The sequence below is a fragment of the Pseudomonas sp. JY-Q genome, assembly GCF_001655295.1.
Classification (GTDB): Bacteria; Pseudomonadota; Gammaproteobacteria; order Pseudomonadales; family Pseudomonadaceae; genus Aquipseudomonas; species Aquipseudomonas alloputida.
Genome location: NZ_CP011525.1, coordinates 522,242 through 542,768, shown reverse-complemented (window position 1 = coordinate 542,768; position 20,527 = coordinate 522,242). Strand labels below are relative to the sequence as shown.

Genomic DNA, 20,527 nt, shown 5'->3' with positions numbered 1-20,527 from the left:
TCTACCCGATCGCGCGAAGGTGCACTGCAAAGCGCTCGGCCAGCCACTGCGCGGCCGGGCCCAGAGGTTCATCGCGGCGCCAGGCCAGCTCTGCCACCAAGGCCGGCGGCCGCCAGTCGCTGTCCAGTTCGACCATGTGCGCCTGGTAGGTCGGGTACTGCACCACATGCCGGGGTAACCAGGCCCAGCCCAGGCCGCGCATCAGCAGTTCGGCCATGGCGTAGAAACTGTCGGCACGCCATACCTGCGGGCTGATCGCCTCGCCGCCGGGGTAACCGCTTTGTTGTGGCGTGATCAGCAACTGCCGGTGGCGGGCCAATTGTTGGCGGGTGACCCGGCCTTCGCCCGCCAGCGGGTGGCCGACCGCGCACACCGTGACCATCTCCACGCTACCCAAGGCACGGCGCTCCAAGGAAGCCGGGATGCTTTCGTGGAGGAAGAACAGGCCCAGATCGGCGCGCCGCTCCACCAGCTTGCGCGCCACATCGCCCTGGGCTCCGCTGGCCAGTTGCACCTCCAGGAACGGGTAGCGGCTCGCCAGTTCGTCGAGGCTGTCGATCACCGGCTGATACGGCATGGCTTCGTCCTGCGCGACCCGCAGCAAGGCCTCCTGCCCGCGCATCAGGGCCAGGGCGCGGCCATCCAGGCGTTCGCACTGGCGTAACAATTCGCGGGCGTCTTCCAGCAAGGCGCTGCCGTTTTCAGTCAATTTCGGTTGCCGGCCGCTGCTGCGCTCGAACAGGGTGACCCCTAGGTCGGTTTCGAGCAGCGCGATGGCACTGCTGATCGCCGACTGGGCTTTGTGCTGCTCACGTGCCACCGCGGAGAACGAGCGCAGTTCTGCAACGCGCAGAAAGGTACGCAATTGTTCAAGGTTCCACTGCTCGGCCATCAACCTATCTCCCACATTGATAGGTAATGACTTTACCCCATCCAGGCAACGTCTAGAATGCCCGCTCAGTAACGGAGGATCCCGCCATGAATGCCTACACCTACCTCGCCATTGCCATCTGCGCCGAAGTCATCGCCACCGCCTCGATGAAAGCGGTGAAAGGCCTGAGCACGCCGTTGCCACTGCTGCTGATGGTGGTTGGCTATGGCATTGCGTTCTGGATGCTGACGCTGGTAGTCCGCAGCATTCCGGTGGGGATTGCCTACGCCATCTGGTCGGGCCTGGGGATTGTGCTGATCAGTGTGGCGGCGCTGGTGATCTATGGGCAGAAGCTGGATATACCGGCAATGCTTGGCATGGCCATGATCGTGGGTGGCGTGGTGGTGATTCAGCTGTTCTCGAAGACCGCTGGGCATTGAGAGCCCGTGTGCGGGGTTCGCCGACGATAGGGCCATCTCAGGTATAGCCTGTATACTTGCCAGCTGTCCCAGTCTTCGAGGTACCGCCATGCCATCTGCCATTTCCACTGACGTGCTGATCGTCGGCGCCGGGGTCGCAGGCCTTTGGCTCAATGCCCGCCTGCGCCGCCTGGGCTACTCGACAGTGCTGGTGGAGCGCGCCAGCCTTGGCGGCGAGCAGACCATCAAGTCGCAGGGCATCATCCACGGCGGCACCAAATACGCCCTGCACGGCGCCCTGACCGGCGCCTCGGAAGCCATCGCCGACATGCCGCGCCGCTGGCGCGATGCCTTGGCCGGCAACGGCGAACTCGACCTCGGGCGTACCCGCCTGCTCTCCGATGCCCACTACCTGTGGTCGCCGGGCACCTTGGCCGGCAACCTCACAAGCTTCTTCGCCAGCAAGGCCGTGCGCGGCCGGGTCGACCAGGTCAAGGGTGACCAGCTGCCACCGGCACTGCAGGACCGCGCGTTCAAGGGCAAGGTGTACCGCCTGGCGGAACTGGTGATCGATGTCCCGAGCTTGCTGGCCAACCTGGCCGAGCTGGCCGGCGAGTCCTTGCTGGCAGGTGAACGCATCGAACCCTTGCGTGAAGGTAATGCGTTGGTTGGCCTGCGCGTGGACGACCGGGAAATCCGTGCCCAGCGCATCGTATTGAGTGCCGGAGCCGGCACCGAAGGCTTGCTGCAGGCGCTGGGCCTGGATCAGCCGGCCATGCAAACCCGCCCGCTACACATGGTCATGGCCAAGGGCCCGAACCTGAAACCTTTGTACGCCCACTGCCTCGGCGGCGGGCCCAAGCCGCGGGTAACGGTGACCACCCATCCGGCAGCCGATGGCCAGTGGGTCTGGTACCTCGGTGGGGACCTGGCCGAAGCCGATGGCGTGGCGCGCGAGCCTGCAGCGCAGATTGCTGCAGCGCAGAAGGAAATCGCCAACCTGCTGCCCTGGGTCGATCAGAGCCTGGTGCGCTGGGCCACACTGCGCGTCGACCGCGCTGAGCCTGCACAATCCGGCCTGGCACGCCCGGACAACGCCTTCCTTGCCGACCAGCAGCGCCTGTTGGTGGGCTGGCCAACCAAACTGGCACTGGCACCGGACTTCAGCGACCGGGTAATCAGCCACCTGGAGCGCGACGGCATTCGTCCACAAGCACAGGCCGACCTGGCCGACCTCCCACGCCCTCCACTGAGCGTACCGGCCTGGGAGCAGTTGCTGCCATGAGCCTGCCAACCCTGCACGCATTCCATCGCCCGCTGGGCAGCACTGGCCTCACGGTCTCTCCACTGGGCCTCGGCACGGTCAAGCTGGGCCGCGATCAGGGCGTGAAGTACCCCACTGGCTTCACGATCCCCGGCGATGAGGAAGCCCGCCTGTTACTGGCCCAGGCCCGCGAGCTTGGCATCAACCTGATCGACACCGCCCCGGCCTACGGCCGTAGCGAAGAACGCCTGGGCCCGCTGCTGCGCGGCCAACGCGATGAATGGGTAATCGTCAGCAAGGTCGGTGAAGAGTTCGAGGAAGGCCTGTCGCATTTCGACTTCAGCGCTGCCCACACCCGCCGCTCGGTGGAGCGCAGCCTGCGCCGGCTCGAAACCGACCGCATCGAACTGGTGCTGGTGCATTCCGACGGCAACGACCTGGCCATCCTCGAACAGCAGGAGGTCTACCAGACCCTGGCCGAACTCAAGCAGGAGGGCAAGATCCTCGGTTTCGGGCTGTCCGGCAAGACCGTCGCCGGCGGCCTGAAGGCACTGGAGCAAGGCGACTGCGCCATGGTCACCTACAACCTCAACGAACAGGCAGAACGCCCGGTGCTGGACTACGCTGCCGAACACGGCAAGGCCATCCTGGTAAAGAAGGCCTTGGCGAGCGGGCATATCTGCCTGGCCCCGGGCGTCGACCCGGTGCAGGCCAGCTTCGAGCTGCTGTTCGCCCACCCGGGCGTCAGCAGTGCTATTGTCGGCACCATCAACCCGTTGCACCTGGCCCACAACGTGGCCACCGTCGCCCGTATCCTGGGCCAGCATTGAGTTACCTCAGGCTCCCGATTCAGGGACTGGAGACTGACCCGACGCAAGGAGGAGCCTCGTGGCGCGAACGCTGATCCGCAAGAACCCGAGCAACTTCAAGACACTGCCACTGCATGTCGAGGCCACGCCCGAAGGCTTGATTTACCAAAGCATCGGCATGCCGCTGAACTTTGCCCAGATCCAGCAACGGCGCAAGGCCATCCAGTTACCCGATACACAACACTTCGTGGTCGAACTGGCCAACCTAGGCGTGTCAGTGCGCCTCACGCTGCATTGGCAGAACCGCGATTACTGGGTACTGGTGCGTCAGCGCCGACAAGACCGTGGCGATGTGGTACTGAAACTGATTTCCGGTTATGTACCGGCGCAGGAGCTGAACCTGCCGCTGCACACGGCCGTACAGGAAGTGGCCGAGGAGTGCCTGCTGGAAACACCGGAAGGTTGGCTGGGCGGGCGCTTCAACGACACCTGGCTGCCCATCCCCTACGCCGCCGCCCTGCACTACCGCGAAACACCCCACTTCGTGCTGGCTCCGGAGTCCGGTGCCGCACGCCCGGTGCATTGCGGCAAGCTGATGCTCCTGGAGCGCCCACGGGCCTATGTGCACCTGCCCACCGCTTCGCTACAGCTGATCTATGACATGCGCCTGCAAGTGCCCCGGGACGCCAAGAAACTCAGCTTGTTCCACGTTGACGAGCGGCTGGAGGGCGACCAGCTGGTGGCGCGGCTCAACCGCAAACGCCCCGACCTGTACCTGATGCCATTGAAGGACGGCCAGCCACTGGCAGAGCTGTACACGCTGAAAAAGGATGAGCTGGTGCCGGCGAGTACGCGTGGGCTGTACCTGGCAGAGAGTTTTGCCCGGCAGGAAGGCTGGGTGGTGGCAGATGAACGGGTACGCTGGAAGGATTGGGTGAAGCAGCAGGGGTTGGTGGAAAGCAAGCCCGCAAGGGCGTCGCACTTGCAAAGGTTTGGCGACAAGGCGCGAGCGCTGCTGGAGCGGGCGCGGACCTCGCTGAACAAGTGACATCCCGAGAGCTTTCGCCTGCTTGCTGGGGCGGGTAAACCCGCCCCAGCCGAGGGCCGCCACAACGGCCCCAAGGTCAGATCAGTTCTTGCGAATTTTCTCGACAATCGCCGTGGTCGAGCTGTTCTCGACCAGCCCCAGCACCTTCACGGTGCCGCCATAGCCCTTGACGATATCAGCGCCAACCACCTGGTCGATGCCATAGTCTCCACCCTTGACCAACACATCCGGCTTGACCTGGCTCAGCAGGTTTTCCGGGGTGCCTTCCGGGAAACTGATCACCCAGTCCACCGCGCCCAAACCGGCCAGCACGGCCATACGCCGGTCAACGCTGTTGATCGGCCGGCCCGGCCCCTTCAGGCGGCTTACCGAGGCATCGTCGTTTACCGCAACGATCAGGCGATCACCCTGGGCCCGCGCCTGTTCCAGGTAGGTGACATGCCCGGCATGCAGGATGTCGAAGCAGCCATTGGTAAAGACAATCTTCTCGTTGTGCGCCCGCGCGTCATCAATGGCCAGCAGCAGTTGCTCAAGGCCCAGCACGCCGCGTTCGGAGCCTTCCTCACGCTGGATGGCCCGACGCAGCTCAGGGGCGCTGATGGCAGCCGTACCCAGCTTGCCGACCACAATGCCCGCCGCCAGATTGGCCAGGGCCACCGCATGGGGCAGGTCCTCACCCGCGGCAATGGCTGCGGCAAGGGTGGAGATGACAGTATCGCCGGCACCGGTCACATCGAACACCTCGCGTGCCCGTGCAGGCAGGTGCAACGCAGGCTGACCAACGCGCAGCAGGGTCATGCCATGCTCGCCGCGGGTGACCAGCAGGGCGCCCAGGTCCAGGTCCTGCAGCAACTGCAAGCCCTTGGCAACCAGTTCGGCCTCATCGACGCAACGGCCAACGATGGTCTCGAACTCGCTGAGGTTCGGGGTAATCAGGCTGGCGCCACGGTAGATGGAAAAGTCCTTGCCCTTGGGGTCGGCCAGCACCGGAATGCCCTTGGCCCGCGCCGCCTGGATCAGGTTTTGGTGGTTCTTCAATGCACCTTTGCCGTAGTCGGACAGGACCAGCACCTTGACGCCTTCGAGCAGGCTGTCGACCTCCGCGCCCAGCGACAGTGGGTCGGTGGCGAACGGCTCTTCGAAATCGATACGCAGCAGTTGCTGGTGACGGCTCATGACCCGCAGCTTGACGATAGTCGGCTGGTGTGCGATGCGCTGGAATACCGAACGGACACCGGCAGCCTGCAGGCTGTTGGCCAGGCTGTCGGCAGCCTCATCCTGGCCGGTGACGCCGATCAGCGAAGCCGGCGCGCCCAGCGCAGCAATGTTCAAGGCAACGTTGGCCGCGCCGCCGGGGCGATCCTCGATTTGATCGACCTTGACCACCGGGACTGGCGCTTCAGGCGAAATACGCGAAGTACCGCCATGCCAGTAGCGGTCGAGCATGACATCGCCGACCACCAGTACCGGGGCTTGATCGAAACGCGGCATGGACAACTTCATGGGCAACCCATATGGAAATAATGAACAGGGGCAGGATATTAGCACAGGGTAGTCAATGGCTTTATGGCCAGATCAACCCTGGAAAATTCCCGTGACAATCGGGGCCATAACGGCCCCGATCAAGGAGGGTTCAGGTGATATCGGCCTTGGCCGGCTCATCCAGCCCCATGGCATGCAGACGGGCATAATGGCCATTAGCCGCAAGTAGCTCGGTGTGAGTACCGCGCTCGACCAGGCGGCCCTGGTCCATGACCAGGATCTGGTCGGCCTTCTCGATGGTCGACAGGCGATGGGCAATCACCAGCGTGGTACGGCCTTGCATCACGTGGTCCAGGGCGGCCTGGATATGCCGCTCGGACTCTGTATCCAACGCCGACGTCGCTTCGTCGAGGATCAGCAACGGCGCGTTTTTAAGCAGCGCACGGGCAATTGCCAGGCGCTGGCGCTGGCCCCCGGAAAGCAGTACACCGTTCTCACCCACTTCGGTATCGAAGCCCTTTGGCAGCCGGTCGACGAATTCCTTGGCATAGGCATCGGCCGCGGCGGCTTCGATGTCTGCGCGCGGCGCGCCGGCCAGATCGCCATACGCGATGTTGTTGGCCACGGTGTCGTTGAACAAGGTGACATGCTGGGTGACTTGCGAAACATGGCGACGCAGGTTGCGCAGGCGATAGTGCTCGATCTCCACGCCATCGAGCAGGATCTGCCCCTTGTCGTGGTGATAGAAGCGTGGAATAAGGGCCGCCAGGGTAGACTTGCCACTGCCGGAGCGGCCGACCAGGGCGATCATCTGCCCGGGCTCGGCGACAAAACTGATGTCGCTCAACACTTCACGCTCGGTACCCGGGTAGGTGAAGCTCAGGTTGCGCACTTCCAGGCGCCCTTCCACGCGCTCCTTCTCGACCGTACCAGTGTCCACTTCAGGCGCTTCGTCCAGCTGTTCGAAGATGCTCTCGGCACCTGCCAGGCCCTTCTGGATGGTCGAGCTGACTTCCGACAACTGGCGAATCGGCTTGGGCAGCAGGCCGGCAGCAGTGATATAAGCCACCAGGTCACCGGCAGTGGACTCACCGCGCAGGAACAGTACCAGGAACATCAGCGCAGCCATGGCGCTGTAGATCACCAGCTGAAGCATCGGCGTGTACAGCGAGCCGGTCTTGGTCATCCGCAGTTGCTTGTCGGTGTTGCTCTGGCTGGCCTGGCCGAATCGCTGCTGCTCGTAGGCCTCGCCACCGAAGCTACGGACCACGCGGTAACCCTGGATGGTTTCCGAGGCAACGTGGGTGACGTCGCCCATGGCTACCTGGATCTTCTTGCTCTGCTTGCGGAATTTCTTGCTGGCGATGCTGACCATAACCGCGATCACCGGCAAGATGGCAACCATCACCAGGGTCAGGTGCCAGTTCATCCAAAGCAGGTAGGCAAACAGGAACACCACGGTCAGGCCTTCGCGGATTACCACCTTGATGGCGTCGGTAGCGGCGCCGGTGACCATGGTCACATTGAAGGTAATGCGCGAAATCAGGTGCCCGGAGTTGTGGTTGTCGAAGTAGCGGTTGGGCAACACCAACAGCTTGTTGAACAACGCCACCCGCAGGTCATGCACCAGGCTCAGAGAGACCTTGGCCAGGAAGTAGTTGCCGAGGAACGAGCCCAGGCCCTGCCACGCAGCGATCAGGATGATCAGCAGCGGCACCGCCTGCAGCAATTGCAGGTCACGCAGGTAGGGGACGTTGGGGAACAATACCGCTTCGGGGTTGCTCAGCCCATCGACGAAGTACTTGAGAATGCCGGCCAGCATTGGCTGGGTCGAGGCAAAGATCACGAAACCGACAATGCTCAGCAGGAAAATGCCGACATAGGGTTTCACATAGCTCAACAGCCGGAAGTAGATCTTCAGGCTGGAGGTGTGCTCCGCTGGTCGCGGTGTTTCGGCCATTATCGAGCTCGCTGTTCAGGTTGAACCGGCAATTTTACCACAGGCGTCATTTTCGGCACGCCCCCATGGCAGCAACATGGCAAGGCCCACCGGCAGCCAGCTGATGAACCATTCGGCACGTGGCGTACCGGTGAGGCTGGCGGCATCGAACTGCATGGCCAGGGTCGAATAGACCCAGAAGCCCAGCAGGACCTTGCCGAGCAGGGTGCCACGGGCGCGCACGATTTCGCCCAGCGTGAACAGCCACACCATTACCCACAGCAACATGCCGGGCAAGCCCATCTCAACGGCAACATGGGTGAACATGTTGTGGGTGTGATCGAAGTGCATGCCGACGGCGCTCACTTCGTAAGCAGCCCCCAGACCAAGACCAGTCCAAGGGTGCGCGGCTATCATCTGGACCACGGCATGGAAAATTTCCGGCCGGTAGGACGAGCCCCGTTGGGCGATAACGTCGTACACGGCCAAAAAGGCCAGGCCGGTGGCAAGCAGTGCCAGAACAGAGAACACCCGGCTGTGGCGGTCACGGAACCACAACGGCGCCATCACCACGGTAATCACCAGTGCCAGAACCGCACCACGGCTCTGGCTGAGCATGGCGAAGGCCCCCAGGCAAGCCAGTGCCGCCAGCCACAACACCTGCAAGCCACGCCGCCGAGGTGGCTCGTAGAGCATCAAGAGCACAGCCGAACCAATGACATAGGCCCCCAGGATGGGGTGGGATATTTCGCCGATACCCGCCAGCCTGAACAGCAGAGGCGCACGCTGCACCCCATAGAACTTGATGATGGAGACTAACGCAGCGATGGCCAGCAGCGCGCTGCCGAGCAGCAATAACTGACGAATGCGGGCTTGGCCAAGCTGGGCCAACAGCGGAAACGCCAGCAGGAACACCAGGATGTAGAGCAAGCGCTTGAGCTCGCGCATGGGCTCCTCGGCGGGCGACCATGCCAGGCTCAGGCCGCTCCAGGCCAACAGCAGCAGCACACTCCCCCACAGCGCCGGTTGCCGCCTCCAGGCTTGCACCAGCACACCTCGGGCCGACCAGGCCAATACCAGCGTTGGCAGCCATAAGAACAACACCAGACCTTGCTGATAAACCTTGTTGCTGGGTGCCAGGGCAATCGCCGCCAGGAACCAGACCAGGCCCAAACCTAACCACGCTTGTGCCCAGTTTTTTTGATACAACATCCTTTCCCCCGATGAATCAGAAACACCATCCATGGTGCTACAGCATTATTTTCGGCATTATTGCCGGTCATTTTGATCGCCAGACGACAAGGCTCTATTCATGCAATGCTCCCGGCTCACCCAGGTCGACTTCGATCAGCTGACACTCGGCGCACAGGTGCTTGAGGCAGACAGCCATGGCGCCAAAGTCTACCTGCTCACAGATGGAAATTTCCTCAAGGTTTTTCGTAGGAAGCGGCTGATTTCATCTGCACTGCTACGTCCTTACTCGCAGCGTTTCGTCGATAACGCCGCGCGCCTGGCGCAACTGGGCATCCCTACCCTCGAAGTGATCAGCCAGCACAAGCTCGACCTGCCGGGCCGCACTGCGGTGCTGTATCGCCCGCTACCTGGGCGGACGCTGCTGCAGATGTCGCGCGATGACGGCTTCAGCTGGGACACTTACCTGCCACGCCTGATCGAACTGATCCGCCAGTTGCACCGCAGCGGCGTTTATTTCCGCTCGCTGCACTTGGGCAACGTGGTGGTCACCCCCGACCAGCGTCTGGGCTTGATCGACGTGGCCGACATGCGCTTTCTGCGCCCGCCACTGTCAGCCCGCATGATTCGACGCAATGTGCAGCACATGGTGCGCTATATCGAGCGGGAGAACCTGGGCGACCGGTTCCCCCTTGCCGCCTTCGAGGCAGCCTTGCTGACACGCTGAGCTCAACTGCGCAACAGGCTCTGCGAGCCGCTGCAGAACGCCTGCCAGGCCTGCTCCGGTGCCAGTGCCTGGCGCTGCTTCGCGGCGATCGTCGATGCACTGAGCACCGCACAGCGCTCGATCGCCTCAGCCCAGGCGCTTTCGTCGGCAACCGGCAGGTAGCCACCCGTGTCGCGCAACTGCTCGCGGAACACCTCCAGGTCGCTGCACACCACCGGTACGTCGGCCATCACCGCCTCTTGCACCACAAGCCCCAGGCCTTCGGAACGCGAAGGTACCAATAGCCAGTCGAATGCCCGATACAGCTGCTGCAGGTCTTCGCGGTGACCGCGCAGATGAACGCGCTCGGCCAGGCCCAACGCGTCGATACGCTGCTGCAGCACGGCATGCTGCGGCCCCTCGCCAATGATCGCCAGCTGCAAGCCCGGTTGCCGTGCACTGGCCTTGGCGAATGCCTCGATCAGCATTTCGAAGCCTTTGCTCTCTACCAATCGCCCTACCGCACCCAGCATCACCTCGGCGCCCTGAGGCAACTTCAGCGCCTGCCTGGCCTGGTCCCGGTTCAGCAAAGGCTCGACGAATGCAAGCGGGTCGAGCGCCATGCGCAGCGTCTGCACCGGCCTGCCCAGGTCACGCTCCAGCGACTCGGCCAACGTCTGTGATACCGCCGCGATACTCAGACGCTCGGACGGAAAACTCTGCAACAAGCGGATATCGCTGGCATGCAGGCGCGTCTTGCCATGGAACAGTACCTTGGCACGCACGTGCGTGATGCGCTGTAACAACGGCAGCACCAACCGGGCGACACCAATACCGTCGAGCAGCACCACTTCTGCCCCGGCCTCGGCCAATGCCTTGCGCAAGCGCATGCGCAGCCACGGACGCAGCAAGCGCCACAAGTGCCGCCCTTTGAGCGCACGTGAGGGCATATGCCATTCCCGGGTCGAACCGAGCCCACAGCAGAGCCCGCTCCCCAGCAACAGCCAGTTACTGATCCGGGCATCGGCACCCGCATTCGACAAGACCTGCCGATGCACCTTGTGGATGGACATGTAAGGCGTTCCACCCGCCCACATCATATTGACGATGTTCATGGGCCCTCTCCCGCTCAAGTCAGGTGGGACAGCGACTTCATTGAACAAAAATGGTGATTCCCATGCCGATCAAGGCACCCGCAACCAGCGTCAATGCCAGCTTCATCCGATCACGTTGACGGCGCTTGGCCTTACGCTCCACCTCGATAGGCAAGGTCACGTGATTGCCAAAACCAGTGTGCAATACTGCATCACCCTCCAAGGTGACCGCTGTCAGATTTAACTCAGCGTAGCGGCGGGAAAGCGCCTTTTCTCCAGCATAGGCGGCAAATGGCGCACAGCGCTGGTAATCGCTCAATCGGCGCAGCCCAGGGTTGAGCGAGAACGCCTGCCACTCGGCCTTGTCGGACAGCAGCGGATAGCACGGCACCCCGGCGATCACCTGGCGATCGCCCAAGTGGATGTACGGGCTGTGGATGGCCAGGTCGTGGGCATGGCTGCGCAACCACACCTGCAAGATGTTGGGACTGACATCCAGGATGGCCTGCGAGTCTTCGACAAAGCCTTGGCGATAGAATTGCCAGTCGTCTTCGCAGTGAAAAATGTACGGCGTCTTGACCTGGCTGTAAGCCAGGTCGATAGACGGCAACTGGCCAAGTTTGGGCCGGTTGACGAACACCTTGCAGTACGGCTTCCAGTGCGCCGGCACAGCGGCATGCACAGCATCGTCGCCAGAGTCTTCGGTGATGAATACCTCGCGAATGGGCGCGGTGTTGTAGCGATCGAAACTCTCAAGGGTGTCTTTGAGCAGATCGAACCGCCCACAACTGGTCACGACAAGCGTGACGTCACTCTCATTTGAAAAGCGCACCGGATTCCCTCCGCATTACGACTATCGGCCTTCAACAACCCGCTCCTGGGCGTGAAAGCTCTTATTTAGATGCCCAGCTTCAGACGCAGCCGCTGCCATGCAGACAGTGGCGGATGGGGCCTGAGCGCAGGGCGCATGTGGTCGACGATGCTACGTCCAACTGCGCCGAAACTAAAACGGGAAACCGCCAGATGGCGGCCATTTTCTGCAATCTGCCGTGCTAGCTCGGGGTTGGCGCGCAAGCGACGGAGTTTTTCCTGAAGGGTCGGGATGTTGTCATAGAACACCACGTTGTGCATGTCTTGCAGGCCCAGCGCACGGTTCTCTTCCTCGCCCTGGTCGTATGCCAGCAACACACAGCCACAGGCCATGGCTTCGAAGTTCTTGATCATGTATTCGCCCATGCCGACATCGGCACTGACGAAGAAACGAATACGGTTGAGCGTGTTGCAGTAGTCCTCACCCGACTTGGTACGGGTTACCAGCAGGTTCTCGACCTGCCCCAACTCGTCCAGCAGTGCCTTGCGGCCACTGTAGGCCACGCTGTTGACGCTGCCGACAAAGGCCAGTTCGATATCACGCTCTCGCCCTTGGTCGGCCAGCAACTGCTCGTCATAGCCCTTGGGCACGAACACCGCGTCAAAACCTTCCTGGCGCAAGCGCTCGCTGACCATGTAGCCGGAGCTGATCACCCGTGCCCATGGCAACTGACGGTAATGAGCGCTGAACTTGCCGGTGTACTTGCACGGGATGTAGTTCTGGTAGGCGTCGTGCTCGAGAATCACCAGGTTCGGCACAGTGCGGATGAAGGCCACCTGACGGATCTCTTGCTTGAAACGCAGGAAGAACACGATGCGGTCATAACGCTCGACCTGCACTTCACGCTTGAAGTAACGGCGCAGGTTGCGCTGATCCTGGCTGGTCAGCCAGCGCAGGTCGCACTCGCAGTTGGCCGCGACGCCATCGTACAGGCGGTCAAGTATCGCCCGCTGTTCCTTCTGCACCAGAAATAGGACTTTCATTGCTTTCCTTGGGCGCTCTGCGCCTTCGCGGTCAACCATGGGGCGTGCTTACAGCTCACGCCGCCAGAACAGTTCGTGCCGGCGCACGGCCTTGCGGAAGAATTCGTTCTCCCCAAAAGGCGATGGCTGTCGCCCGGCAAGCCAGCGTTGCAGCAGACGGCGCAGGCGGCGCTTGAACGGTGCCGGCGGCTGCAGGTCGTGCATCATGCCCAGGGCCATGGCCTTGTCGCGCTGGGTCGCGCAGTCCAGCACCAGGCTGCAGGGTGCCCAGGCCTGGGCAGCGCTCAATTGCGGCGGCAAAGCCACGCCATCGCCACTGTCGCCCATCGGCCAGCGGTCGTTATCGTGCAGGTGGTTGGCGTAGCACAGCAAGGTTTGTGGCTGCCAGGTCATGCCTTGCAAGGCTTCCAATACCGCCGCCTGAGCGCAGATATGGTCCGGATGGGGGTCTAGCTGCGGGTGCGGCATCACCAGGACCTCTGGCTTGGCCCGCTCCAGCAAGGCTCGCAGGTCGGCCAGCAGGTTATGCCAGGTGGGTGCGCCATCACGGTCGCCCGGTAACGGGAACGGGTTGAACTGGCGGAACACGCGGATATCGGCCAGTTCGGCTTCACGTGAGGCGGCCGGCTGGTCGGGGGCGGCCTGCATGGCAGGCAGCTGCAGGCAAAAGTAGCCCAGCTGTATGCAATGCGACTCCGGCACCCCGGCCCAACGCGGCACGGCGATGCTGTCCCAGGCACGCAGGCGCCCCTTCAGGCGCGCGGCCTCGGCCTTTGCAAGGCCCATCTGCTGATAGTGCTCGGCCTCTATCTCACCGGCGGTCAGGGTCACCACCCAGCTTTCGTCGGCCTGGCTGTACAAACCATACGCGGCCAACTCGGCGTCGTCGGCATGTGGCGCGATCACCATCACTCGGCGCCGCTGCAGCTCGACCGAGGGGGTTATCCACAGACGCAGCTGACCCTGCAGCCGGCAATGCCGGCCGCGCAGTCGCAACGTACCGGCCTGCAGTGGCGCAGCAAGGCCGGTCAGGTTAAGGAAGCGCACCCCATCGACGCCACGCTCGAACGTTTGCCGATCGGCCTGTTCGCCAGCCAGCAGCTCGACCCGAGGGTCGAGAAAGCGCCCCAACCAGCTGCTCTTTAGCCGCAGCTCAAGCACCAGGGTTTCGTCGCCCTGCAACGTGCAATCAGCCTTGAGCCAGCCATCGTGCAGGCTGGCAGGAACCTGCCGCACCTGATCGCCGAAGTCGTAGGCATAGTCCTCACCCGGTGCATAGAACAGGTGGTCGGCAAACCAGGCCTCATGGGCAGCCCAGAGCAGCGGCAACAACAGCAGTGGCAACCACCACCAACTGAATACACCGAGGGCGACCAGCGCAACCAGGCCCGCCAGCAGCCCCAGGCGTTTGTTGCGCCGGTGGCGCTTGAGCAACTGCTGCTTGCGGCTCACGCTTGATACACCGGCACAGGGTTGCACCAGCGGTCCTTGTACTCACGATCAGCACGGCCGAACGAGAACCGCAGCGGCTTGTTGCGCGCCCGGGCATCTTCCCAGGCGGCCTGGGTATTAAGGAAGCTCAGCACGCTGCCTGGGCTGAAGGCCTTGGTTTCAGGGTCGACACCGCCATTGATGTACTCGACGCTAATCCATTCCGGCGCTTCGACGCGGTACACCAGCTGGATGGCAATCGGTTTACCGTCCAGCAGCAGCACCGAGCCGATCAGCAGCTCGCGCAAGCGGCCCAGCACATCGGCCATACGCTCGGCACCGGTGGCAGGGAACCCCCAGCGGCGCAGGAACAGGTCGCAGTACATGCTGGCGATTTCCTGAGCACTGAAGTCGCTGATCGGGCGTACCACACCACCCGCTTCTTCCAGCAGGCGAAGTTCACGGCGCTGGTTGTAGCGGAACTTCTTCGACAGGTCTTCAGGCGCCCGGGCCATGGCCAACTGCTCCTTCTGCGCCTTTAGGCCGCTGAAGCGGCCCTGGTTCAGTTCGGACAGGTAACGCATTGTATGGCGCAACGGCGCAGCGGCATCAGACGCCGCCGGTAGAATGATCTCGGCATTACCGAGGTCGAACAGGGCCTTCTTGCCAGCACGCTTCAGCACGTCCTTGGACAGCGCCAAGTGACGCCCCCAGGCCGGGATGGCGGCTTTCAGCTCGCCAGCCTGGTGCCAGCCCAGGTAACGCACCGGGATCTGTGCCAGATCCGCCAGTTGCTCGACCACCAGCGGATGGGTGGCGACACTGCCGCCAAAGCGCGCCCATGCCTGGGCATAAGCATTGGCATCGATAGCTTGCCAACCGCGTTCGCGGAAGGCCTGGATACGATTGAGCATCAGGCCTGCCCCACCAACGCGCGCACCTGCGGGAGTTGCCAGAAGGCCTCGCGCACCGCCTGGTCAGAGAAACGCTCACGCAGGCGCTGCAGCATGTGCCTGGCACAGGCCTGGCGCTGCTCAGCGTCCAGTACGGCCATGTGCTTCAGGCCCTGAGCCAGCTGCGCGGCGTCGCCCAGCGGGAACAGCACGCCAACGCCCTCGACCACTTCGCGGGCACCGCCACAGGCCGTGGCCAACACCGGTACACCGGCAACCATCGCTTCGAGCAGGACCATGCCGAACGGCTCGTGATCAGAACTCAACGCGAACACGTCGAACGCCTGGAAATAACGGCGCGCATCCGGTACCTGGCCAAGAAAGTCGACTTGCCCGGCAATACCAAGTTCGGCGGCCAACGCCTTGAGCTTGGCCTCCAGGCGCCCCTTGCCGAGGATTGCCAGGCGGGCGCCAGCCGGCAGCCCCGGCAATGCCTGGGCAAAACCGCGCAACAGGGTGGCCTGGTCCTTGTCCGGGTGCAGGCGCCCAACATTGCCGACGATCCACGCCTGAGCATCCAGGCCCAAGGCCTGGCGTGCGTCAGCGCGCGGCACCAGGGCTGCTTGCAGGGCGTCGATGTCGATGCGGTTGTACAGGGTCTGGATGCGTTCGGCCGGCCACTGCGGCAAGCAACGGCGCATATCGTCACGTACCGCGTCCGAAACACCCAACAGGCTCAGACGCTTGCCGAACAGGTTCGCGAACAGGCGGCGGCCTTTGCGCTGGTAGTCGCCAAAGGCATGGTGCACACCAATCACTGGCAGGCCGGTCCCCAGCAGGGCAACGTAGATCGGCTTGAAGCGATGGGCGATGCAGAAAGCGAAATTGCGCTCAGCCGCAATGCGCCGCAATGCGCGGATGGCGCCGAGTTTCAGGCCACGCACGGCCTTGGAGCTGAACTCAAGGAACAGCACCTCGTCCGACGCACAGCCAGCCGCCACCTGCGCGTCGGCGGCGCCGGTGAGGAACACCGTAGTCACCCGGTACCCACGCCCCTGAAACAGGCTGGCGTACTGACGGGCGCAGTCCAGGAACGGCCCGTCATAGCCATGGCAGAACTGCAGGATGCGCGGTTCAGAGCGGCTGGTCATACGGGGCCGCGCCGTCCTTCACAACCAGGATGTCTTCCATGATCAGGTACTGCAGGTCCGAGCCGAAGAACATGTTCAGGGCATCGGTCGGCGAGCAGATCATCGGTTCACCACGACGGTTCAGCGAGGTGTTCAGCGACACGCCGTTGCCCGTCAGGTCTTCCAGTGCCTTCATCATGTCGTAGTAGCGCGGGTTGTACTCGCGCTTGAGCACCTGGGCACGCGAAGTGCCGTCCTCGTGCACCACTTCCGGCACGCGGGTTTTCCACTCTTCAGCAACTTCGAAGGTGAAGGTCATGAACGGCGCGGGATGGTCGACCTTGATCATCTGCGGGGCGACAGTGTCGAGCATCGACGGGCAGAAAGGTCTCCAGCGTTCGCGGAACTTGATCTGGTGGTTGATGCGGTCAGCCACGCCTTCCACGCTTGGGCAGCCGATGATCGATCGGCCACCCAGGGCACGCGGCCCGAACTCCATGCGGCCCTGGAACCAGGCAACCGGGTTGCCATCGACCATGATCTGGGCGATCTGCTGCGGCATGTTCTCGAGTTTGCGCCATTTTGGCTGGTTCGGGTGACGGGCGCAGGCGGCGATCACGTCTTCGTTGGAGTACGACGGGCCGAGGTAGACGTGCTCCATCTTCTCGACCGGAACGCCACGGGCGTGGGACACATAGGCAGCGGCGCCAACGGCAGTCCCGGCGTCGCCGGAGGCCGGCTGAACGAACAGCTCTTTCACGTCCGGACGGGCGATGATCTTCTGGTTGAGCTTGACGTTCAGCGCACAGCCGCCGGCGAAGGCCAGCTTGCCGGTTTCACGCAGGGTGTCGCCCAGGTAATGGTCGATCATCTGCAGCGCCAGTTTCTCGAACAGCGCCTGCATGCTGGCGGCGTAATGGATGTACGGCTCGTCGGCGATGTCGCCTTCGCGCTTGGGGCCCAGCCATTCGATCAGCTTTGGCGAGAAGTAGAAGCCCTTGCCCTTCTCTTTGTAACGGCGCAGGCCGATAACGTTGGCGTACTCGGTGTTGATGACCAACTCGCCGTTTTCGAAGCTGGCCAGACGCGAGAAATCATACTTGCTGGCGTCGCCATACGGCGCCATGCCCATGACCTTGAACTCGCCATCGAGCATTTCGAAGCCCAGGAACTCGGTGATGGCACCGTAAAGGCCACCCAGCGAGTCCGGGTCGAAGAATTCCTTGATCTTGTGGATCTTGCCGTTTTCGCCGTAGCCAAAGAAGGTGGTGGCGTACTCGCCCTTGCCGTCAATGCCGAGGATTGCGGTTTTTTCCTTGAAGCCCGAGCAATGATAAGCACTGGAAGCGTGGGCCAGGTGGTGCTCGACCGGCTCGATCTTGACCTTTTTCGGGTCGAAGCCCAGTTGCTCCAGGCACCAGACGATCTTCTTGCGATAGCGCTTGTAGCGACGGTTGCCCATCAGGATGGCATCGAGCGCACGATCCGGGGCGTACCAATAGCGCTTGGCATAGTGCCACCGCGCCTTGCCGAACAGGCTGATCGGGGCGAACGGGATGGCTACCACGTCGACGTCGGACGGCTTGATGCCTGCCTGTTCCAGGCAGAACTTCGCCGACTCGTAGGGCATGCGGTTCTTCGCATGCTTGTCACGCACGAAGCGCTCTTCTTCGGCGGCGGCAATCAGCTTGCCGTCAATGTACAGGGCCGCGGAAGGGTCATGGCTAAGGGCGCCGGACAGGCCAAGAATCGTCAATGCCAAGGGATTAGCCTCTTCATTCGGTAAAAATGCGCCAGCGGCCTCTTGGGCGGATGGCGGCTAAAGGGCGGGATTATAACGCAAACATTGGAGGCACACCGCCCCCTTGTAGGAGCGGGTTCACCCGCGAAGCAGGCAACGCGGTGGATGGCACCGGCGTCGCCGGTGTTCGCGGGTAAACCCGCGCCTACAGGTTTACTCGGCGATCAGCCAGTCCATGCGGTAACTGCCGGCGGTCTGTGCCAGCTCTTTGGCCAGCCATGGCAGCAGCTCCTTAAGTTCATCCTCCAGCCCCCACGGCGGGTTGGCGATGGCCAGGCCAGAGCCGTTCAGCCCCTGAGGGCTGTCCTGGTGATGCACATACAGCTCAACCCGCAACAGTTTCGGCGCGCCAGTGCTGGTCAGGTCCTGGTAATAGCGGGTCAGCGAACGCTGGTCTTTGATCGGGTACCAGATGGCCACAACCGTCTGGCGCATGCGGCCGATCGCCTCTTTCATGGCAGTGGTGCAGCGCTTGAGCTCATCGGCCTGCTCGAACGGCGGGTCGATCAGCATGATCGCGCGCTTTTCCTGCACCGGCAGCAAGGCCCGCGGCACATGCCAGCCTTCACCCAGGTGCACGGTCACGCGCGGGTCTTTTTTCATGTTTTCCTTGAGGAGCGGCCCGTCTTCGGGGTGCTTCTCGTTGAGCAGGGCGCGGTCCTGCTGGCGCATCAGGCGACGGGCCAATTCGGGCGACCCCGGGTAGTAGCGCAGTTCGCCATCGGCATTCAGGCGCTTGATGATGCGCAGGTAGTCGTCGGCCATGGCCGGCAGGTCATCGCGATTCCACAGGCGGGCTACGCCTTCCAGGTACTCGCCGGTACGGCTTGCCTGATCGCCCTGCAGGTCGTACAGGCCGAGCCCTGCGTGGGTATCGATATAGGCGAACGGCTGCTCCTTGCGCGACATCAGGGCGATGAGGCGGGTCAGCACGATGTGTTTGAGGACGTCGGCGTGGTTGCCGGCGTGGAAGGCGTGACGATAGTTCATGGCAACTCCTGCGAAGGCGGCAAGTTTACCTTGCCTTGCAGGCGGAGTCAGGCCTGGCTGCTGATTGGCGGCACCCGCAAAGCAGGCACCGCCAATTCAACGGGTGTTACTTGTCGGCGTGATACGCCGCATCAGCTGCTTCGAAGCGTTTGACCATCGCCTGCGAAGGGCTGCCCAGCTTGCTCACCAGAACAATGGCGATGCTGGCGAACAGGAAGCCCGGGATGATTTCGTACAACCCGAGGGTGTCGAAGTTCTTCCACAGGATCACCGTCAGCGCACCCACCACGATACCGGCCAGCGCACCGTTACGGGTCATGCCTTTCCACAGCACCGAAATCAGCACCACCGGACCGAAGGCGGCACCGAAGCCGGCCCAGGCATAGGCCACCAGGCCCAGCACGCGGTTTTCCGGGTTGGAGGCCATGGCGATGGCGATCAGGGCCACGGCCAGCACCATCAGACGGCCGACCCACACCAGTTCGACCTGCGAAGCATTCTTGCGCAGGAAGGCTTTGTAGAAGTCTTCGGTCAGGGCACTGGAGCACACCAGCAGCTGGCAGCTCAGGGTACTCATGACTGCGGCCAGGATGGCCGACAGCAGGACACCCGCAATCCATGGGTTGAACAGGATCTTGGCCAGCTCGATGAACACACGTTCGTGGTTCTCGCTAACCGGGCCTGCCAGTTCAGGATGAGCCGAGAAGTAGGCGATGCCGAAGAAGCCAACGGCGCAGGTACCCGCCAGGCACAGGATCATCCAGGTCATGGAAATGCGGCGCGCCTTGGCGATGGACTTCACCGAATCAGCGGCCATGAAGCGCGCCAGGATATGCGGCTGGCCGAAGTAACCCAGGCCCCAGCCCATCAGCGAGATGATGCCGATGAAGGTGGCACCCTTGAGCATGTCGAAGTTCGCCGGGTTCACCGCCTCGATAGCGGCGAAGGTCTGGTCGAAGCCACCGGTGGAGATCAGCACGATTACCGGGGTCAGGATCAGCGCGAAGATCATCAGCGAAGCCTGTACGGTATCGGTCCAGCTCACCGCCAGGAAGCCACCCACGAAGGTGTAGGCGATGGTCGCCGCTGCACCAGCCCACAAAGCGGTTTCGTACGACATGCCGAAGGTGCTCTCGAACAGACGGGCACCGGCCACGATGCCGGAGGCACAGTAGATGGTGAAGAACACCAGGATGACGATGGCGGAAATGATACGCAGCAGCCCGGTATTGTCTTCGAAACGGCTGGAGAAGTAGTCCGGCAGGGTCAGCGCGTCACCGTTGTGCTCGGTCTGCACGCGCAGCCGGCCGGCCACGAACAGCCAGTTCAGGTAGGCACCCACCGTCAGACCGATGGCGATCCAGGCCTCGGACAGGCCCGCGAAGTAGATGGCACCGGGCAGGCCCATCAGCAGCCAGCCACTCATGTCGGAGGCACCGGCAGACAGCGCGGTAACCACGCTACCGAGGCTGCGACCGCCCAGAATGTAATCGGAAAGGTTGTTGGTAGCGCGATAGGCGGCGAAGCCGATCAGCACCATTGCTGCGATGTAGATCACGAAGGTGATCGTTAGTGGATTGCCCATGCGTGTGCCCTGGCGTTTGT

The 20,527-nt window shown here is 62.8% G+C and carries 18 protein-coding genes; 5 read left to right on the top strand and 13 right to left on the bottom strand.

The features are described 5' to 3' along the window. Position 1: 1 nt before the first annotated feature. Positions 2 to 892 carry a LysR family transcriptional regulator gene (locus AA098_RS02360; protein WP_003249460.1) on the bottom strand — a complete coding sequence of 297 codons (891 nt, stop codon included), beginning with the start codon at positions 890 to 892 and terminating at the stop codon, positions 2 to 4. An 86-nt stretch (positions 893 to 978) separates the two neighbouring features. Between AA098_RS02360 and AA098_RS02355 the strand changes: the two genes are divergently transcribed. From AA098_RS02355 to AA098_RS02340, 4 genes are all read left to right on the top strand, one after another. Continuing rightward, positions 979 to 1,311 carry a multidrug efflux SMR transporter gene (locus AA098_RS02355; protein ID WP_003249458.1) on the top strand — a complete coding sequence of 111 codons (333 nt, stop codon included), beginning with the start codon at positions 979 to 981 and terminating at the stop codon, positions 1,309 to 1,311. A gap of 88 nt (positions 1,312 to 1,399) precedes the next feature. Continuing rightward, positions 1,400 to 2,575 (top strand): FAD-binding oxidoreductase, encoded by a 1,176-nt coding sequence (locus AA098_RS02350; RefSeq protein WP_064613787.1) that lies wholly within the window; start codon positions 1,400 to 1,402, stop codon positions 2,573 to 2,575. Then, positions 2,572 to 3,384, top strand: a complete 813-nt coding sequence (locus tag AA098_RS02345) for an aldo/keto reductase (RefSeq protein WP_003249454.1) — start codon at positions 2,572 to 2,574, stop codon at positions 3,382 to 3,384. The genes AA098_RS02350 and AA098_RS02345 overlap by 4 nt, the downstream gene beginning before the upstream one ends. 58 nt (positions 3,385 to 3,442) lie before the next feature. Next, the gene (locus AA098_RS02340) at positions 3,443 to 4,411 is read left to right on the top strand and encodes a hypothetical protein (protein WP_064613786.1); all 969 of its coding nucleotides are present in this window, start codon (positions 3,443 to 3,445) and stop codon (positions 4,409 to 4,411) included. 81 nt (positions 4,412 to 4,492) lie between these two features. On the opposite strand, the gene hldE is transcribed toward AA098_RS02340, so the two are convergent. The 3 genes from hldE to AA098_RS02325 form a co-directional block, all read right to left on the bottom strand. Beyond that, complete coding sequence (gene hldE, locus AA098_RS02335; protein ID WP_003249449.1) at positions 4,493 to 5,914, bottom strand: bifunctional D-glycero-beta-D-manno-heptose-7-phosphate kinase/D-glycero-beta-D-manno-heptose 1-phosphate adenylyltransferase HldE; 1,422 nt, start codon at positions 5,912 to 5,914, stop codon at positions 4,493 to 4,495. Positions 5,915 to 6,044: 130 nt separating this feature from the next. Beyond that, on the bottom strand, positions 6,045 to 7,853 hold the full coding sequence (msbA, locus tag AA098_RS02330; RefSeq protein ID WP_003249447.1) for a lipid A export permease/ATP-binding protein MsbA: 1,809 nt from the start codon (positions 7,851 to 7,853) through the stop codon (positions 6,045 to 6,047). Between the two features lie 15 nt (positions 7,854 to 7,868). Then, positions 7,869 to 9,044 (bottom strand): O-antigen ligase, encoded by a 1,176-nt coding sequence (locus tag AA098_RS02325; protein WP_004576601.1) that lies wholly within the window; start codon positions 9,042 to 9,044, stop codon positions 7,869 to 7,871. Positions 9,045 to 9,144: 100 nt separating this feature from the next. On the opposite strand from AA098_RS02325, the gene AA098_RS02320 reads away from it, so the two are divergent. Then, entirely contained in the window at positions 9,145 to 9,750 is a 606-nt protein-coding gene (locus AA098_RS02320) for a hypothetical protein (protein ID WP_003249444.1), read from the top strand. 2 nt (positions 9,751 to 9,752) lie between these two features. Here the strand turns inward: AA098_RS02320 and AA098_RS02315 are convergent, their stop codons facing one another. The 9 genes from AA098_RS02315 to putP all read right to left on the bottom strand — a co-directional run bounded on the left by AA098_RS02315 (position 9,753) and on the right by putP (position 20,507). Continuing rightward, on the bottom strand, positions 9,753 to 10,844 hold the full coding sequence (locus tag AA098_RS02315) for a glycosyltransferase (protein ID WP_064613785.1): 1,092 nt from the start codon (positions 10,842 to 10,844) through the stop codon (positions 9,753 to 9,755). Positions 10,845 to 10,881: 37 nt separating this feature from the next. Beyond that, positions 10,882 to 11,655: a glycosyltransferase family 2 protein gene (locus tag AA098_RS02310; RefSeq protein ID WP_054830858.1), complete on the bottom strand. Its 774-nt coding sequence runs from the start codon at positions 11,653 to 11,655 to the stop codon at positions 10,882 to 10,884. A 65-nt stretch (positions 11,656 to 11,720) separates the two neighbouring features. After that, positions 11,721 to 12,677: a glycosyltransferase gene (locus AA098_RS02305; protein ID WP_003249439.1), complete on the bottom strand. Its 957-nt coding sequence runs from the start codon at positions 12,675 to 12,677 to the stop codon at positions 11,721 to 11,723. A gap of 48 nt (positions 12,678 to 12,725) precedes the next feature. Next, the gene (locus AA098_RS02300; RefSeq protein WP_064613784.1) at positions 12,726 to 14,129 is read right to left on the bottom strand and encodes a PIG-L deacetylase family protein; all 1,404 of its coding nucleotides are present in this window, start codon (positions 14,127 to 14,129) and stop codon (positions 12,726 to 12,728) included. After that, positions 14,126 to 15,022, bottom strand: a complete 897-nt coding sequence (locus AA098_RS02295; RefSeq protein WP_014859633.1) for an antimicrobial resistance protein Mig-14 — start codon at positions 15,020 to 15,022, stop codon at positions 14,126 to 14,128. Before AA098_RS02295 ends, AA098_RS02300 begins: the two co-directional genes overlap by 4 nt. Then, positions 15,022 to 16,152, bottom strand: coding sequence for a glycosyltransferase (locus tag AA098_RS02290; protein ID WP_003249433.1), 1,131 nt, complete (start codon positions 16,150 to 16,152; stop codon positions 15,022 to 15,024). Before AA098_RS02290 ends, AA098_RS02295 begins: the two co-directional genes overlap by 1 nt. Further along, positions 16,136 to 17,893 (bottom strand): carbamoyltransferase, encoded by a 1,758-nt coding sequence (locus AA098_RS02285; RefSeq protein ID WP_003249431.1) that lies wholly within the window; start codon positions 17,891 to 17,893, stop codon positions 16,136 to 16,138. Before AA098_RS02285 ends, AA098_RS02290 begins: the two co-directional genes overlap by 17 nt. A gap of 192 nt (positions 17,894 to 18,085) precedes the next feature. Continuing rightward, entirely contained in the window at positions 18,086 to 18,922 is an 837-nt protein-coding gene (locus tag AA098_RS02280; RefSeq protein ID WP_003249430.1) for a 23S rRNA (adenine(2030)-N(6))-methyltransferase RlmJ, read from the bottom strand. Positions 18,923 to 19,028: 106 nt separating this feature from the next. Further along, the gene (gene putP / locus AA098_RS02275) at positions 19,029 to 20,507 is read right to left on the bottom strand and encodes a sodium/proline symporter PutP (RefSeq protein ID WP_003249420.1); all 1,479 of its coding nucleotides are present in this window, start codon (positions 20,505 to 20,507) and stop codon (positions 19,029 to 19,031) included. Positions 20,508 to 20,527 lie beyond the last annotated feature (20 nt).

Excerpts from the sequence above, each read along its gene's own strand:
- AA098_RS02360 (WP_003249460.1), bottom strand. The coding sequence starts at position 892 with ATGGCCGAGCAGTGGAACCTTGAACAATTGCGTACCTTTCTGCGCGTT.
- AA098_RS02355 (WP_003249458.1), top strand. The coding sequence starts at position 979 with ATGAATGCCTACACCTACCTCGCCATTGCCATCTGCGCCGAAGTCATC.
- AA098_RS02350 (WP_064613787.1), top strand. The coding sequence starts at position 1,400 with ATGCCATCTGCCATTTCCACTGACGTGCTGATCGTCGGCGCCGGGGTC.
- AA098_RS02345 (WP_003249454.1), top strand. The coding sequence starts at position 2,572 with ATGAGCCTGCCAACCCTGCACGCATTCCATCGCCCGCTGGGCAGCACT.
- hldE (WP_003249449.1), bottom strand. The coding sequence starts at position 5,914 with ATGAAGTTGTCCATGCCGCGTTTCGATCAAGCCCCGGTACTGGTGGTC.
- msbA (WP_003249447.1), bottom strand. The coding sequence starts at position 7,853 with ATGGCCGAAACACCGCGACCAGCGGAGCACACCTCCAGCCTGAAGATC.
- AA098_RS02325 (WP_004576601.1), bottom strand. The coding sequence starts at position 9,044 with ATGTTGTATCAAAAAAACTGGGCACAAGCGTGGTTAGGTTTGGGCCTG.
- AA098_RS02320 (WP_003249444.1), top strand. The coding sequence starts at position 9,145 with ATGCAATGCTCCCGGCTCACCCAGGTCGACTTCGATCAGCTGACACTC.
- AA098_RS02315 (WP_064613785.1), bottom strand. The coding sequence starts at position 10,844 with ATGAACATCGTCAATATGATGTGGGCGGGTGGAACGCCTTACATGTCC.
- AA098_RS02305 (WP_003249439.1), bottom strand. The coding sequence starts at position 12,677 with ATGAAAGTCCTATTTCTGGTGCAGAAGGAACAGCGGGCGATACTTGAC.
- AA098_RS02295 (WP_014859633.1), bottom strand. The coding sequence starts at position 15,022 with ATGCTCAATCGTATCCAGGCCTTCCGCGAACGCGGTTGGCAAGCTATC.
- AA098_RS02290 (WP_003249433.1), bottom strand. The coding sequence starts at position 16,152 with ATGACCAGCCGCTCTGAACCGCGCATCCTGCAGTTCTGCCATGGCTAT.
- AA098_RS02280 (WP_003249430.1), bottom strand. The coding sequence starts at position 18,922 with ATGAACTATCGTCACGCCTTCCACGCCGGCAACCACGCCGACGTCCTC.
- putP (WP_003249420.1), bottom strand. The coding sequence starts at position 20,507 with ATGGGCAATCCACTAACGATCACCTTCGTGATCTACATCGCAGCAATG.